We start from the raw sequence: 16,076 nt of genomic DNA, 5'->3' as shown, positions 1-16,076 counted from the left end.
GGCGCCGATAGCTAATGACACAACGATGCCTGTCATGAAGTGAGCGGTAGTCAGGTTCTTCATTCAGATTTTCTCCGTGTGTTACCAGTCGGGGGTGAGTTTGAGCGTATCGTGGGCGTCCGGAAACTGGACAACCGTCCGCCAGCTCGACCAGCGCCTTGGTATGGGCCTGAAATCGCGCCTGAAGGCCATTGATGTATGAGAAGGAGGTGGCTGCGAAACCCACATTCACTGTCGCCGCGACTAGCCCGAATGACTCGCAACTGTAGTAAGCCTTGAGTGTGTTTCCCACCGGTTTCGTCTCGCGGCGTATTACCGGGGCTTGGTCGGCGAGTTCGGGCGCGCCAGGCCGCCCAGTACGCATCCGTGCTATCAGCGGCTTCAAATGGACGTGGATTACTCATGGGTAGATACCATTGGTGGTAGTGCGAAAGAGTTCGGGTTCGAGTTGCATCGAACAAGTTACTGTTCCTTGAAACGAAGCGTCTTGAGCATGTCCATAAATAGGTCATAACTGAAGCCATTTTCCAGACTAAGTTCACGCCTCCGTAGCAGACACACACCATCTAATTGGGCCGTCATTTTGTCGTTGCCAACCATGACATGAACGCAGCGGTAGCGTGACGTGTATTCCTTGGCTGGCCTGCAACTGCCGTGCGCTTTGGCGAATGTTTCCTCAGCAATCCACCCGTGCCAGTTGCTGCCCTGGATGGGCGCTACGTCAGTTTTGGTGACCGGGTCACCGCAGTTTGATTCTTTGTATGCTGAGCCCGGTGTCAGCGTCGGCATGTTATCGCCGGATTTCAAGCGGAATACGCTGCCCGCTCTAGCAGCAATCTTCTTGTCGATACCGGTATTTTCGACTACAAAACTTATGTTATCGCCGCCACGTGGGTCGAAGTTTGGATCGTATTGAAAATCCATTTCCATGACGGCCTGCTCACCATATTTATATGAACCGGTGCAGCCGAACCCAATCGTTTGATCCGAAACACTTTTCAAATCTGGAGTATTCATCGACATGCCACATTGATCCTCCACTTTCGGACCCGTAGGACTAATTCCGATACTGTGGAGACGAGCATTGTCAGTTGCCGATTGCGCGCAGGCTATTGAACACAAGAGCAGTTCGAGTGCTACAAAGATGGCACGAATCATGGGGCACTTTCTTTTGGCGTGCGGGTTTTGGGACGCTTCGAATTCGATGCCGACGAGCCTCGCCACGTGGAGCTTTCGTGTGGTTTTATAAATTTCCCGCGACTTGAAGCGCTTGCAAAAAGTCTTGCTGCTCGGACACCGGCCGACTTGTGGGTAACGTAATATGTTTGACCAGCCGGAAATTGGAAGAGTAACCATATTTCATTAAGAATACGCATCTGCAAAGTTAACTTCTTTCACGGAATTTTTACTGACCTGATAGCAATTCATTGGAAAATAAATTGATTTTCGCTCATTCCATATGTAAAAAATTTTCGTCGCCGATACCCCGCGGCGGCTTGCGTCAGAGTTGTCCATTGCAGTCGTTTTGACGATGCCATTTTTCGCGTAGACGGAATGAGACTGGCGGCCGGCAGTGAGGCGAGGACCACACAACAATTGCCATGTCTCCGCCTTTCGAAAATAGTTCAAGATGCGTTCGTTCCGGTTGTACGATCGACAGCAACAACGATCTCGCCAGCACCAAACTTCACATGCCTTTGGCCGATACTGTCGTCGAACGCGTGGTCTGATCCGTAAACTTCCGACATAGCATTGGCGATTGAGCTATAACACACTCGATAATGTGTTCCTAACCAAGTGCGAGGTAGCTTGGCCGCGTCACTTGCAAACCCCGGAATTACGATAGGTGCAAACAGAAGATTAAGAAACTTGCGGCGCATAGTTGATGGTGACACTTAGAGAGAGAGCGGGAAAATCGTCGCAGGGACGGACCGGCAAAGTACGAGATTGGAGGCAGGTGATAACGGCGGATACTGCAATACTTCCTGCGATACATGATTAACCGTATCCTGTAGCTCGCGACCAAGTAGCATGGCGGACTTTTGTCGATCCCTATAGCCATTGATGTCGACATTGATAAGCCAGCTGATAAGTCCGACTATGGTCGTCGAAGTGCCGAGACTCGCCAGCCAATTATTTTTATGATAAAAATAATAGACCGCGTCTTCCGCTGTGTAGCGTTCATGCATTTCTGTGAATAGATAGTATCGAAAATTTCGAGTATCGAGCATCCCGCCCCAATTTATTTGAAAATTTGCCCACGAAATAGTTATCCGGCGTTGCTGCTCACTATTGATCGACAAAACGGATGGTCTTGACAATTTGCAAAAAAATGCCATAACTTAAACCTATATCTAAATAAAAATTCTCTGGCTCCCTGGTGAGACAATTATGCGACATCGTGACGCTGAATTTTGAATTCCCAATCACCATTCGTATGCAGCGGTTAGCTTCAAAATACCGCTTGCAGTAGTCCGGGGTGGATGCATATTTTTTTTGGTTTTGTAAATATCCTCCGCAAGCCACCCGTGCCAGTTTTCACCATAAATTTTTTCTACTGTTGTCTTTGCCTTTAGATTGCATTCCATTGGAGCGTTTGCTGCTATGACTGTCTTTCCGGTTGGTGAGCCATGAAAAATTGCTTCTTCGTTCTTTTGGATGGCTGCGTTAATACTCGCGCGTCGAATATGGAGCGTTGGGATCCTATCCATCCAACTTGGATCGTGGAGACTTGAATCGATAGGGGCGAGGGATAGCACAGTGCCTCCGACCGTGTCGTACGATCCAACGCATGTTCCTGGTGTTCCCTGACCCATAGAGAATAAATCCGCTGGAAGTGCAAGCGTGATGCCGCTTTTCTCAGAGAACTCTGCGGATTGTGTAGGTTGTAGGACTTCTTTCGACGAGGCTGAGGCGCAACCGCACGCCATAATTGTAGACGCCACAAACATAAGCAGCTTAATTCGCATATTCAGATTCCTTCCTGTCAGAACGTGTAACTTGGCGATGGATTTGCCCTCTAGTCTCAAGTCGTCACTGCTGAGTGATGGGTAGCGGTGAGTTCCGGTTGTCTGTTAATCGACTGGGGGCATACATACAAGTGCGCCAATGCGATTTGGCGATGTACACCAACCCATGCAGTCAGTAATAGTCTGCGAGACAAACTAAGATGTAACCATTGTTTGAAATTCTTAATCTTTAGATAAGACGGTGGCCGCTTGGAGGGCGGGAAAAAATTCATTTCGAAGGCACTGTGTCAACACGGCATCTAAATTTCTCAGATTGACTCGCGGGGTCGCAAAAGATATTGCGATCAGCATCAAAGATGAGTTCGAACGTAATCGGAGTTGGAAAGCCGTCGTACCATTGCCGGATTGAAGCATCAAAATTTACACTCCCGGAGTTTTTCGTCATACGACCAACCGGTCGTTTAGTAAAATGGCAGAACGGGCCGCCAGTTACAAACTCAAAATTCCCGGTTCCAACATTTTCATAGACTGAGCAACCCGAAGATTTTCCAACCCCCTCACTTGCCACAATTACGGTGCCTCTCGTTGATCCGGCTCCCCACTCAACAATACTTAATATTCGATAATGATCAACATCGAAGTTTGGGAATTCTTTTATCTTGCTTTCAATCTCCGCAAGGCGATGGGCGCCCATCTCGTTGCGCTGGAGCAGACGAGGGCTACTTGGATCTAAATTATCATGCGGATTGCCAGAAGCAACTGCAGAATTTGAAAAAATAACAAATGTGGCGCAAATGCCAGAGATCAAGCGCTTGTGAATTTTATTACTTTCTGATGAATATTTATTCATGTTTTGTTATCTATTCAATTTCGGTAAAATCAACGCGGACGGCACCGCTCGGCGCCGCGATGACTTGGGGATTCTGATTGTCCACCGCGTCAAGCAGGAGGCGCGCAGCAAAGGCAGAATATGCATGTCGCTCCGCTGCACCGTTCCCACCGCCATTTACCCCTCGATTGACGTCGTGGATCGTGCTGGCACTCCACGGTTGATCTGCCTTCCGACTTATATTTACCCCTGCCTGGAACGGTCGGGCAACCCAATAGAATCCCGCTGAATTACAAGCGTGCATTGGATCGTCCGCGACAATATTGGGGTCGTAACGTGGTGCCCACTGAATCTGCGTTCCGTGATCAGCGGGGGCAACAGTCCAGTGCCTTGAAGTAGTCGGCCTTGCAGAAGTTCGTGAGGCCCCGCCTGGCTTGGCGATGCAGTTTGTCGGCGGGTAAGAGAACTCCCAGAACGAATATCGATCTGATAAAGATTCTGGGAGTTTCGGAGTGGTCGCCAATGAGCACGCCTGATTTCTTTCGTAGCCGTCTGGACGCGATGATTGATCTACGTCACCCGCTTGCCGTGTTGGCAACGAAGGTGTCATGGGCTTCAATCGAAACGACGCTTGCTCCCCTGTTCGAGCGACGTTCACGCGATGGACGGGTGAGCGAAGCGGTTGACCTGTTTGGCTCGAACTCGCTGGAATTTGCCGGTGGCATCAGTGCGGCTGGACGTCCGCGCTTGCCTATGCGGCTGATGGTGGGTCTGCTGTACCTGAAGCACGCCTACAACGAGAGTGACGAAACGGTGTGCGAGCGCTGGGCACAGGACGTGTACTTTCAGTTCTTCTGCGGCGAGGAGTATTTCCAGCCGCGTCTGCCGTGCGACCCGACCAACCTGGTGCGCTTTCGGCAGGCGCTGGGCGAAGCCGGTGTCGAGGAACTGCTCGCGGCGACGATCGCGGCTGCAGTGCAGATGAAGGCGGTGACGCCGGTCGAATTCGAGCGCGTAATTGTCGACACCACGGTGCAGGAGAAGGCGATTGCGTATCCGACCGACAGCCGTCTGCTTGAGGTGGCGCGGGCCAGACTCGTTCAGTTGGCGCAACGCGCAGGGTTGGGGCTGAAGCAAACGTACGAGCGCGAAGGCAAGCGACTGCGTCGCCGCGCGGGCGGCTATGCCCATGCGAAGCAGTTCAGGCGCCTGCGTCGTGTACTCAAGCGTCAGCGCACGGTACTGGGACGGTTGCTGCGCGATATCGAACGCAAGCTGTCTGGAGCTTCAGACGAACGGCAGGCACAACTGCGCGTCTGGCTTGAGCGGGCCTGGCGCATTTGCCACCAACGTCCAAAGGACAAGAACAAACTCTACGCACTGCATGCGCCTGAAGTTGAATGCATTGGGAAAGGAAAGGCACGCCAGCCCTACGAGTTCGGTGTCAAGGTGAGCCTCGCGATCACGGAGAAACAAGGGTTGATCGTCGGTGCGCGGGCGTTCCCCGGCAACCCCTATGACGGCCATACGCTGGCCGAGCAACTCGAACAGAGCTCCATTCTGTTGCAGGACCTGCCCGGTACACCACAGCCGAAGACCGTGTTGGTCGATCTCGGGTTTCGCGGCGTCGACGTGGAGGTATCATCAGTACACCTGATTCATCGCGGCAAACACAAGACACTGACCAGCACGCAGCGACGTTGGCTCAAGCGACGCCAGGCGATTGAACCGATCATCGGCCATGTGAAGCACGACCACGGTATGCGTCGCTGCTGGCTCAAAGGACAAACCGGCGATGCGCTGCATGCCGTGCTGTGCGCCACGGGCTACAACCTGCGCTGGCTGTTACGCGCGATTGTTCGCCTGGGTCTGGGGCCCATCTTTTTTGTCCTCGCCTGGCTGCATTCGATCGCCGATGTCCTGTCGCATCCGCTGCTTGCGCACCGGGAACGCTTCCGGCGGGCTAATCGTCCCGCTCCGACAAAATACCCGATCGGCGTCGTGCGTCAAGCAAACTGAATTTTGCAGGGCCGACGAAGTAGACGTGATTCTCGGATGTTGCGGAGAAAGACGATCGTCATAGGCGCCCACATGCGCGGGAAGCAACTGTGGGCCGCAGAATTCCTGATAATCAGCGTAATTTTTCGCCCACGTCAACTGCATTGCGCCTCGGCCATAAAACGCCCCATAGTATTGCGTTGCTGGAGCATGGAGAACGTATGCCCCGTACCCCCATTCGTGCATAATTGGACGGTTTGGAAAGCTGCGCCACTGCGCAGTTTCCCAGTTCGTCTGAGCGAGAAATATCGTTTTTCGTTGCGGCGTGTCTAGGCCGTATTTACGGATGGTCCGATTTAAGTGAACAACATATCGTGCCTGACTGGACTTAACCGCTTCAAGCCGCATTGTATTGTCACCACCTGTGACAAACGCAACGCGCATTCCGCCTTGTTGCCCATAGAAAGGAAACTTAGGCATCGTCTTTGCAATTTCATCCGCGCTTAACCATCCTGACCTTGCCCCCGTTCCGCGAATCCCATAACCGAGGGAATTATGCGGCTCGTCCCTGCTGAGCCGCGAACCAGTTTTTCTCGAATGTCATGGGACTGACGTAGTCGAGTGTCGAGTGCAACCGGCGTGCATTGTAAAAGCTCAGCCAGTCAATCACCTCATCCATTGCAGCACGCCGCGTGGTGAAGTGTCGTCCATGCATACGAGCTACCTTCAGCGAACCCCACAGGCTTTCCGTCGGCGCGTTGTCCCAGCAATCGCCGCGTCGGCTCATCGACGAGCGCATGCCGTAGGCCTTCAGCGTGTCCCGGAACAGGCCGCCGCAATACTGGCTGCCCCGGTCGCTATGCACGATTACACCAGCCTCGGGGCGACGCCGGAACCACGCCATGCGTAGCGCGTCTGTGACCAACTCCGCTTTCATGTGCGGCTGCATCGACCAGCCCACCACCTGCCGGCTGAACATGTCGATGATGACCGCGAGGTACACCCAGCCTTCGGCTGTCGCCAGATAGGTAATATCGCTCGTCCAGACCTGATTCGGCGCCGACGCCGTGAAGTCGCGCCCCAGTAGATTCGGTGCAACCGGCAGGTTGTGATTCGAGTTCGTCGTCGCGATGTACTTGCGCTTGTGCCGTGCACGAATGCCATGCTGCGCCATCAGCTTGCGAACCCGCTCCTTGCCCACGCGCACGCCGCGCGCGAGCAGTTCCTTCCACATGCGCGGCCAGCCGTATTCGCCCTTGACCTGCGCGTGAATCGCCTTGATGTGCGCGAGCAGGGCATCGTTGCTCATGTAGCCTCTTTGCGGCTTGTCCTTGGCGCTGCGTTGCTGGCGCTGATGATATCCGCTGGGGCTGACTTCGAGCGCTTCACACAGTACTGAAACTGGCCAGTGGTGTCGATTCCGGTCAATGAACGCGCACTTCACATCGACTCCTTCGCGAAGTACGCTGCGGCTTTCCTAAGAAACACACCTTCACGCTGGCGAGTCCTGAGGTTGCAGTGAATACCCAAATTGCGCCGCGCGGCGATGAAGCTGTTTGATGACGCGGTCCCTGTACTGCTGCTCGTAATGATCCGCACCCGGGTCGCGATAGTCCATGCCATAGCGCATCGCGTTATAAAACAGGACAGCGATCTTGCGCGCCGTCGCGGTCACGGCCTTGGCGTTGCCGATGCGCCCGGCGAGGCGCCGGTAGAATGCACCAAGCGCGGTATTGCTTCTTCCAACGGTCACCGCCGCAAGCCTCAGGGCGACTGTGATGCGACTGCTTGTTTTGCGCGTGTGCGATGACAGCACCTTGCCACCGCTGATCTTGCAGCCGGGCGAAAGCGTGAGCCATGAAGTGAAATGTTTGGCGGTTGGCCATCGGCTCAAGTCCGTTCCACATTCGCCAATCAGGCGCAGTGCAAGGAATGGGCCGATGCCGTGAATTTGCGTCAGGTCGGTCCCCGCCAGTTGGTACATGGCCGTGCGCACATCAAAGTTGGGATCGCTGGGCAGCTTGCTGCGATGCTTCGCCTTCGGCAACGGCGCATCCGGAATCGGGTGAGCGATATTGAGAATCGCGACAGCGCGTTCGATCTCAACATCGCACTCGTCGATACACCGCTGGTAAAAGTCATACAGCGCAAGCGCCTGCTTCAAGGCGAATACGTGCTCGGGCTGGTAGTTGCCCACCAGTGCACTACGAATGGTCTCAAGGCTTTCCTTGCAGCGGACGTCGCGCATCGCCGCCAGCCGGTCTGGATCGCGTTCGCCGGCGACGATCGCGCGGACGATCCGCATTCCAGTGACGCCCGTGATATCCGTGATCACGTGGTGCAACTGGATATTCATGAAGGTCAGCGCTTTCTGCATGTGCTGGATATGCGCGGCGGCATAGTCAGTATGCCTTTCGCGGCAACGCAGGTATGCGCGTAATTCCGCGATGTCGCGCCCAGGCCGGAAACTTGCCCGTAGTAGCCCACACGCGTGCAGTCGCTGCAGCCATTGTGCGTCGTTGACATCACTCTTTCTTCCAGGGACTGCGCGCGCCTCGCGTGCATTGGCAAGAACGACTTCAAGGCCCCGGGACTCCAGCACCTCGTAGGCGGCGACCCAGTACACGCCGGTCGATTCCATCACAACCGTCTTTGTGCCGGTCGCGACGAGCCAGTCCGCCATGCGTTGCAAATCGCTCGTAAATGCCTGGAATGTCTGCACCGGCTCGTCGCACAGATCTGGACTCACGGCGACAACATGGAACCGTGAACCGATATCAATACCGGCTGCAAACGGATGAATGATCGGCAACCCTGAGGGCTTGGATCGTGTTCGGTCTTTTGGCATCACCCACCTCCTGGATAATCAGGCGCAGGACGGGGACTCGGAATAGATCAATTTCCTAAACGGGGTCGCCCGAAGACGCCGCCACAGATGAGTCCGCAGCTTCCCCTGGGCCAGGTTTTTTGACGGGGTTCATACCTCCAAGAAGCTTACGGCCACTGTCTCTGCGTGCATCGAGTGTACTCCCCGGGAGTTTCTACTCATGAGGGGCGCGCGCAAGCGCGTAGGGCGGTTTTTTAAAATATCCCGCTCCATCTTCAGGCGAGCCACTTCCGCACGCAGCCGCGCCAGTTCCATCTGTTCTGGGCTCACAGGCTTCGTGCCAGCGCCCGCCAGCCTGCCTTCCCGCTCAGCCTTTATCCAGTTGTACAGCGTCTGTTCAACAACACCCAGTGTCGCCGCCACGGCCGCCATGCTTTGTCCGGCCTTGACCAGTCGCACGGCTTCCAGCTTGAATTCGAGCGTGTACTGTGCCCGCTTTGCCTTGCCTGTCATCGTCCTTCTCCTTGCTTGAGTTTACCTGCTCAGCAAGGGATTCGTTTTTCGGGGGCAAGCTCAATCAGTTGCTGCAAGCGGCGGAAATTGGATGCTAGAATCACCTCCCATACGCAAAAGCAGCCTTGGCACAGCAAGGCCGACCGGGTGCGATTCGAGCCGTTTGCCGACGAATTCCCATAAATCCAGGATTGATTGGGCATGATTCCCGATGCGAGTTGTCACGCATCGGGAGAGGCACTGTGAGTTCGATTTGCACTCAACCCATCTGATTCACGCATAGGCTTCGCGTTGTTTAGCGAAGCTTTTTGTTTTTCGAACGCGAGCACTATCAGCCGCGAAACCGGTACGTTATGAAAGAGCGAGAAGAACAACGGCTGTTCGACCTCGACGGGAATGCGCGTGAGCGCCTGATCGTGTGGATCCGCCGACGCATGGACGAATACGGCATTTCGATGGAAGCGCTTGCCGATGCGATCGAGGCCGACAAAGCCGCAGTCCGGGCAGTGATGTATCGCGACGCCTTCGGCAATACGTGGGACGGTCATGGCGATAAGCCAGATTGGCTCGCGCGCGCGATCTACGCTGGACAGAACATCGACCATTTCCGCTGTTGAGCGTGGCCTCAGCTTCCTCTGTGAATCGTTTTCCTGTGCGGCTGCGCTACACACGTCGTGCGGCTTGCTGTGGCTGAATATCGGCGGGGCGTTCAGTGTTCACTGAAAAGCACGCTGATCGAGTTATGCTGAATTTTTTCGGCATCCGAATTGATAGCCGCGCAGGCGCAAGAGCCAAAAAAAAGCCCGCGCGGGGCGGGCTTAAATACTCGGAGTTTCGCGATCCAGTCGCTAGACGGATCATGTCGAGTGTATGCGAAAGCTATATGAAAGTATAGAAAATCCGCGTCACAGGTCGAAAAACACGGTTTCCTTGTCACCCTGCATATAAATATCGAACCGGTACACATTGGCCGCATTCGGCTCGCGACGCGCGATCAGCGTGCCACGCCGATCCGCCGGAACCGCTGCCAGCACGGTGTCCTGTTCATTTGCCTCGGCTTCGTCCTCGAAATAGACGCGCGTGAACGTGTGCAGCAGCATGCCGCGCATCGTCACGATTACATTCAGATGCGGCGCTTCGTCCGGGCTTGCGCGGCCCGGTTTCACCGTTTCAACGACAAAGCGCTTCTGCGGATCCGTCCCCGTGCCGACGCGAGCGAAGCCGCGGAAGCCAGTCTTCAGGATTTCCTCGCGTGATTCCGGGTAGTGGCCTTGCGCGTCCACCTGCGACACTTCCAGCATAGCGTCGCCGATCACTTTGCCGTCGCCGTCGAACACCTGGCCGACGATCGTGATGTGCTCGCCGGCCGCTTCACGGTCCGCCAGAACCGGCGTAAACAGGCTCTTGAAGTCGAAGTCGTATTGCTGCGGACACAGACCGTAGGCGAAGTACGGTCCAACCGTTTGCGAAGGCGTTTGCTTGAGGGTCGTCATGGCTTAGCGCTCCATCGGAGTTTCGTTGCGGCCGCGCAGCACGATGTCGAAGTCGTAGCCGAGCGCATAGGCCTCCTGCGTCGTATCGAGCGAAAAGTTTGCGATCAGGCGGTCGCGGGCGTGCTCGGGCGTGCCCTGGAAAATCGGGTCGAAGGCGAGCAGCGGGTCGCCGGGGAAGTACATCTGGGTGACGAGGCGCGAGCCGAAATAGTCGCCGAACAGCGAGAAGTGGATATGGTTCGGACGCCACGCGTTCGGGTGATTGCCCCAAGGGTAAGCGCCCGGTTTGATCGTCAGAAAGCGATAGCGGCCTTCGTTGTCGGTGATGCAGCGGCCGGCGCCGAGGAAGTTCGGGTCGAGCGGCGCGTCGTGCTGATCGTTCTTGTGCACATAGCGGCCGGCGGCATTGGCTTGCCAGATCTCAACCAGCGTATTGCGCACCGGACGGCCGCCTTCGTCGAGTACGCGGCCCGTCACGATGATGCGCTCGCCGAGCGGCTCGCCGTTACGCACCGCATTGCGCGTCAGATCGTGATCGAGCGCGCCGAGGTCTTCTGTGCCGTAGACCGGCACGCGCTGGTCGCGCAGCTTTTCCTTCAGCGGAATCAGCGGACGCGTCGGGCCGCGTTTTACCGACGAACCGTAACCGGGATAGACGTAGGCGGGGTGGGACGCGAAATCGCGTGCGGTGAGAAAGGACTCGTCCATCAGTGTCTCCTTCGGGGAATTGTGGGATACAGCGTATGAAGCGACTTTATCCAACCTGAGAGGTTATGCAAAATGACGTTTTCGCCCTTTTCGTATAACCTGCCGTTATGCAACGCAGTCTCGCGGACAGCCGCGTCAAATTCCGACATCTCCAGTGCTTTCTGGCCGTCGCCCAGTTCGGCAGCGTGGGGCGGGCCGCCGAAAGCCTGTCCATTACGCAGCCCGCAGTCTCCAAGACGGTCGCTGAACTGGAAGCGATTCTCGGCGTGAAGCTGTTCGAGCGCGGCCGCCACGGCGCCGTGCCGACCCGCGAGGGGCAACTCTTCATGCCGCATGCGAGTGCTTGTGTCAGCGCGTTGCGGCAAGGCGTCGATTTACTGGCGCGCGCGGAAGGCGCGGCGGCCGCCACGCTGGAAATCGGTATTCTGCCGACCGTCGCGGCCGCGCTAGTGCCGCCGGCACTGAAGCGGTTCGCCGCCCTTTGGCCGCGCGTGATCGTGCGCCTTGCTACCGGCGCCAATCCCGAATTGCTCGAACGCCTGAAGGCCGGCACGATCGAATTCGCGATCGGGCGTCTGGCGGACCCGGAAAGGATGGTCGGGCTCAGTTTCGAGCAGCTTTTCAGTGAGCCGTTGATTGCTGTGGTGCGCGCCGGGCATCCGTTGGCGCTGGGGGCCGGCTTGCCGGCCACGTCGCTGGAGGATTATCCGGTGGTGCTGCCGCCGTTCGGCACGCTGATCCGGCAATCGGCTGAGAGTCTGTTGAGCGCATGGGGCGTGCCGCCGTTGTCGGGGTTTGTCGAAGTGCTGTCGGTGTCGACGGGGCGCGCATTGGCGCTGGAGAACGACGCGGTGTGGTTCGTGCCGCTGAGCGCCGTCGAATATGAACTGGCGCACGGGATGCTGGTGCGTTTGCCCTTGCCGTTCGCGGGCACTGGCGAGCCCGTGGGGTTGATCCGGCGCTCGGACACGCAGCCGTCGCCGGTGGGGCGGGCGTTCATCGATGCCGTGCGCGAGGTCGCGCAGCAGCGGATGGCGGCGGCCGCTGGCAAGCCTGCGGCCAAACGTGTGTCCAAACGCGGCCGCGGCGGCTCGCCCACGATCTGACGCTCGCCGCGCAGCGATGCTGCGGCGCAGGCGCCACGAGAGACGCAGAAGACGCGCGTTGCGCCCCGATTCGCCGCGCGTGAACCATCCAGTACAAAATGAAGGTTGCGAACGCCCTGCCAGCCGGTGTACAAACACGGTGCAAAAGCCATCGCGAGGTCGCATTGCTGCGGCACACCACGCGCGCGGTGTCACACTACGGATGGATGACGGCTTGCACCAAACACCAGAAACATCACCAACACCCGGAACAGTGCACGAACGACTGTACAAGGAGATTGCCATGCCCAGCGACTTGCCCACTCCAGACGCCGCGCTGCGCGCCGTGTCGGCGCCTGAGCACAATCCGCTCGGCACCGCCGGCCTCGAATTCGTGGAATTCGCCTCGCGCGAGCCGAAGGCGCTCGGCGAGACTTTCACGAAACTCGGCTTCAAGGCGATTGCGCGCCATATCAGCAAGGACGTCACGCTGTATCGCCAGGGCGAGATGCATTTCCTGATCAACGCTGAGCCGGATTCGTTTGCCGAGCGCTACGCCGAGGAATACGGCGCGGGCATCTGCGCAATCGGCATTCGCGTGGCCAACGCGCAGCGCGCCTTCGACCGCGCGATCGAGCTTGGCGCATGGGCGTTCGAAGGCGAGCGCCTCGGCGCGGGCGAACTGCTGATTCCTGCGATCCAGGGCATTGGCGATTCGCACATCTATTTCGTCGACCGGTGGCGCGGCCGTGGCGGCCAGCGCGGCGGCCTCGGCGACATCTCGATCTTCGACATCGACTTCCGTCCAATCGAGATCGATACCGCGCAAGCCGATCTGAATCACGCGGGCACTGGCCTCGTCGCGGTCGATCATCTGACGCAAACGGTCGGTGAGGGCCGGATGCAGGATTGGCTCGACTTTTATCGCGACCTGCTCAACTTCCGCGAGATTCATGAGCTGCACGCGAACTGGCATGTGTCGGCGGAATCGCGCGTGATGGTGTCGCCGTGCGGCGCGATCCGCGTGCCTTTGTATGAAGAGGGCACGCGCCGCACGAGTCTGATGCACGAGTATCTGCCGGATCATCCGGGCGAAGGCGTGCAGCACATCGCGCTCGCCACCGACGATATCTTCGCGTGCGTCGAGCAACTCCTGGCGAACGGCGTCGAATTCGTCGAGCCGCCGCCGCGCTATTACGAACAGCTCGATGCGCGCCTGCCGGGTCATGGGCTCGACGTCGAGCGGCTCAAGCGCACGCATGTTCTGGTGGACGGCGAGATCGACGCCGATGGCGTGCCGTTGCTGTTCTTTCAGACCTTTGTGCGGCGCGGTGCCGGCGAGATCTTCTTTGAGATCGTGCAGCGCCAGGGGCACCACGGCTTTGGCGAAGGCAATCTAAGTGCGTTGGCGCAGGCACGCGAGCAAGCCGGCGCCTAGCGCTTATCGTTTACCGCTTACCGCTTACCGCTTACCGCTTACCGCTCACCGCTCACCGCTCACCGCTTGGCGCTGAATCAATCGGTATCGGGATTACCGGCCAGCCCAGGATTCACCGCACTGTACGCGGCTGCTTCCCGCAACAGCCACTCGCGAAAGCTCGTGAGTGGCTTGCCGTGGCTCAACTCGGTCGGATACACGAGGTAATACGCCGAGTTGGCGACTACGGGCACGTCGAGCGGTATCACGAGTCCGAGCTGTTCAAGCTGTGCGCCGACGAAAAAACGCGGCACCAGCGCAATGCCGAGACCGGCCGCGGCGGCACTGATCAGCATCGTGTGGAGTTCGTAGCGGACACCTTGCATCGTCCGGTTATCGTCGACACCGAGACTGGCGAACCACGACGCCCAGCCGTCCGGGCGGGTGGTGGAATGCAGCAGGGGATAGTCCAGCAGATCGGCCGCAGTCTCGACCGGCCGCGTCAGCAGGCTTGCCGCACACACCGGCACGACTTCCTCGCTGAACAGAAAATCCGCCGACGTGCCCGGCCATGTCGGTTTCCCATAGTGAATCGCGGCTTCGAAATGCGTATCCGCGAACGGGAAGGTGCCGGTGCGCACGCCCATATTGACCCGCACATCCGGATACTGCGCGTTGAATGCCGCCAGCCGCGGAATCAGCCATTGCGATGCGAAAGTCGGCAACACCGCCAGCTCCAGATACCCGCCGCCGCTGCCGTGCGCGATGATCGACAGCGTGTCGCGGTCCAGTTGTTCCAGCGAGCGGCGCACCTGCACGCTATAGACCTTGCCCGCCTTGGTCAGCACCACGCGCTGTTTGACGCGCACGAACAGCCGCACGCCGAGATTGTTCTCCAGCGTATTGATCTGCCGGGACACCGCGCTCTCGGTGAGGAAGAGTTCGCGCGCAGCATGCGTGAAGCTCTCGTGCCGCGCGGCGGCTTCGAAAGCGAGCAGCGCACCCATGTTGGGGAGCTTGAATTTTCGCATGTTGATTCCAAAAGCGCATCAAGTGGCGATTTTATCTCGCTTTACGGCAGTGCCGCGGATTTGAATAATCGCGCATTCAACGACGCCGTGCTTGCGCCCTGAAGCCACGCCGGCAGGCCACCTCCAAATACACGAACGCGTGCTCGCCGCACCCCGCCCGGAACCGATATGCGAAACATCAAGAATGCGAATGTCGAACAACTGCTGCTGAAACTGCTCGGCGCCGAGAGAACCGCAAGGCTGTTCGCCACGTTGAACCATCCGCAGATTCTCAACGAATGGGAAGACGGCGCCGTCACGCGGGCCGAAATGGCGCAGGCGATGAACATGGCGCTGTTCGAAGACTTGCTGGCGCGCTCCGCGAATGGCCGCCAGTACACCGAGGAGACGATCGCCGCCGGGGGCAGCGTCTACTTCGACCACGGCGCATTGCGCACCGTGCGCTGGGCAGAGAGCGGCGCGCTGCCGCCGGGCGAAGCGGCGTTCGCGCGCATCCTGCGTCCGCTCGGGTTCAGCATCAACGGCCGCTATCCGCTCGACCGTCTCGGCATGACCGGCCGCGCCTGGGCGCATGACGACGCCCCTGATGAGATCGCGCAGTTCTTCGTCAGCGAATTGCATCCGGAACGGTTTTCGACGGAATTTCAGGAGGCGGTGACGAACGTGATCGGCGCCTCACGCGATCCGTTGACGCCGCAAGCCGCCGGCCAGTTGTGGGAGCTCGAACGCGAAGGCGTGCTGCCGCTCGAGGCGGCACATGCGTTGCTGCCGGCGATCGTCGGCGCGTTCGCACGTCAGCACGAGACGCCACGCGAAGCCGATTACGAAGTATTGTTGAAGGAGTCGGCGGAAATGGCGTGGATCGCGACCGAAGGCAACGCCTTCAACCACGCTACCGATCGCGTCGCAGACGTGTTCAAGCTTTCCGACGACGAAAAGGCGAAGGGCCGTCCGATGAAGCCGGAAGTCGAGCGTTCGCGTTCGGGCCGCGTGTTTCAGACCGCGTACCGCGCGGATATCGTGCGCCGCGAGTTCCGTGCGGCCGACGGCAGCATCGTGACGCGCGAGGTGCCGGGCTCGTTCTACGAGTTCATCACGCGTAAGCGGACCTTCGATCAGGACGTGCGCCGCTGGGAAACGGACCTGCGTTTCGACGCGGGTAACGCACAGGGCATCTTCAAGATGACCGCGAGCCAGGCTGCGTGA

General features: G+C 58.0%; 12 protein-coding genes and 2 pseudogenes. 5 read left to right on the top strand and 9 right to left on the bottom strand.

Annotated elements, in window-relative coordinates; translation table 11 throughout:
• Nucleotides 1–462: 462 nt before the first annotated feature.
• The 3 genes from AYM40_RS33730 to AYM40_RS40985 all read right to left on the bottom strand — a co-directional run bounded on the left by AYM40_RS33730 (nucleotide 463) and on the right by AYM40_RS40985 (nucleotide 3,819).
• A complete protein-coding gene (locus AYM40_RS33730; RefSeq protein ID WP_148662384.1) occupies nucleotides 463–1,158 on the bottom strand; it encodes a hypothetical protein in 696 nt (231 codons plus the stop codon).
• 1,268 nt (nucleotides 1,159–2,426) lie between these two features.
• Entirely contained in the window at nucleotides 2,427–2,969 is a 543-nt protein-coding gene (locus AYM40_RS40990; protein ID WP_148662383.1) for a hypothetical protein, read from the bottom strand.
• A gap of 268 nt (nucleotides 2,970–3,237) precedes the next feature.
• Nucleotides 3,238–3,819 carry a hypothetical protein gene (locus AYM40_RS40985; RefSeq protein WP_148662382.1) on the bottom strand — a complete coding sequence of 194 codons (582 nt, stop codon included), beginning with the start codon at nucleotides 3,817–3,819 and terminating at the stop codon, nucleotides 3,238–3,240.
• Between the two features lie 501 nt (nucleotides 3,820–4,320).
• Between AYM40_RS40985 and AYM40_RS33725 the strand changes: the two genes are divergently transcribed.
• Complete coding sequence (locus AYM40_RS33725; protein WP_063500276.1) at nucleotides 4,321–5,817, top strand: IS5 family transposase; 1,497 nt, start codon at nucleotides 4,321–4,323, stop codon at nucleotides 5,815–5,817.
• Between the two features lie 532 nt (nucleotides 5,818–6,349).
• On the opposite strand, the pseudogene AYM40_RS33720 reads toward AYM40_RS33725, so the two are convergent.
• From AYM40_RS33720 to AYM40_RS33710, 3 genes and pseudogenes are all read right to left on the bottom strand, one after another.
• Nucleotides 6,350–7,273, bottom strand: a pseudogene (locus AYM40_RS33720) (IS3 family transposase); the annotation flags it as partial.
• A gap of 15 nt (nucleotides 7,274–7,288) precedes the next feature.
• Entirely contained in the window at nucleotides 7,289–8,644 is a 1,356-nt protein-coding gene (locus tag AYM40_RS33715; protein ID WP_063495238.1) for an IS110 family transposase, read from the bottom strand.
• 231 nt (nucleotides 8,645–8,875) lie between these two features.
• Nucleotides 8,876–9,136: pseudogene (locus AYM40_RS33710) on the bottom strand (transposase); the annotation flags it as partial.
• 353 nt (nucleotides 9,137–9,489) lie between these two features.
• Between AYM40_RS33710 and AYM40_RS33705 the strand changes: the two are divergent.
• Entirely contained in the window at nucleotides 9,490–9,753 is a 264-nt protein-coding gene (locus AYM40_RS33705; RefSeq protein ID WP_063500882.1) for an H-NS family nucleoid-associated regulatory protein, read from the top strand.
• A 288-nt stretch (nucleotides 9,754–10,041) separates the two neighbouring features.
• On the opposite strand, the gene pcaG is transcribed toward AYM40_RS33705, so the two are convergent.
• Both pcaG and pcaH read right to left on the bottom strand, forming a co-directional pair.
• On the bottom strand, nucleotides 10,042–10,629 hold the full coding sequence (pcaG, locus tag AYM40_RS33700; protein WP_063500274.1) for a protocatechuate 3,4-dioxygenase subunit alpha: 588 nt from the start codon (nucleotides 10,627–10,629) through the stop codon (nucleotides 10,042–10,044).
• Nucleotides 10,630–10,632: 3 nt separating this feature from the next.
• The gene (pcaH, locus tag AYM40_RS33695; RefSeq protein ID WP_063500273.1) at nucleotides 10,633–11,337 is read right to left on the bottom strand and encodes a protocatechuate 3,4-dioxygenase subunit beta; all 705 of its coding nucleotides are present in this window, start codon (nucleotides 11,335–11,337) and stop codon (nucleotides 10,633–10,635) included.
• A gap of 107 nt (nucleotides 11,338–11,444) precedes the next feature.
• On the opposite strand from pcaH, the gene pcaQ reads away from it, so the two are divergent.
• Together pcaQ and AYM40_RS33685 are read left to right on the top strand one after the other, a co-directional pair.
• Nucleotides 11,445–12,443 carry a pca operon transcription factor PcaQ gene (gene pcaQ, locus AYM40_RS33690; RefSeq protein WP_063500272.1) on the top strand — a complete coding sequence of 333 codons (999 nt, stop codon included), beginning with the start codon at nucleotides 11,445–11,447 and terminating at the stop codon, nucleotides 12,441–12,443.
• A gap of 283 nt (nucleotides 12,444–12,726) precedes the next feature.
• Nucleotides 12,727–13,860 (top strand): 4-hydroxyphenylpyruvate dioxygenase family protein, encoded by a 1,134-nt coding sequence (locus tag AYM40_RS33685; protein ID WP_063500271.1) that lies wholly within the window; start codon nucleotides 12,727–12,729, stop codon nucleotides 13,858–13,860.
• 77 nt (nucleotides 13,861–13,937) lie between these two features.
• Here the strand turns inward: AYM40_RS33685 and AYM40_RS33680 are convergent, their stop codons facing one another.
• Complete coding sequence (locus AYM40_RS33680; RefSeq protein ID WP_063500270.1) at nucleotides 13,938–14,870, bottom strand: LysR substrate-binding domain-containing protein; 933 nt, start codon at nucleotides 14,868–14,870, stop codon at nucleotides 13,938–13,940.
• Nucleotides 14,871–15,038: 168 nt separating this feature from the next.
• Here AYM40_RS33680 and AYM40_RS33675 point away from each other — a divergent pair, with 168 nt between their 5' ends.
• Nucleotides 15,039–16,076 carry a DUF1338 domain-containing protein gene (locus AYM40_RS33675; protein ID WP_063500269.1) on the top strand — a complete coding sequence of 346 codons (1,038 nt, stop codon included), beginning with the start codon at nucleotides 15,039–15,041 and terminating at the stop codon, nucleotides 16,074–16,076.

The sequence above is a fragment of the Paraburkholderia phytofirmans OLGA172 genome (assembly GCF_001634365.1).
Lineage (GTDB): Bacteria > Pseudomonadota > Gammaproteobacteria > Burkholderiales > Burkholderiaceae > Paraburkholderia.
Note: the sequence above shows the minus strand (reverse complement) of the source record. Positions and strands in the feature narration are given on the sequence as shown.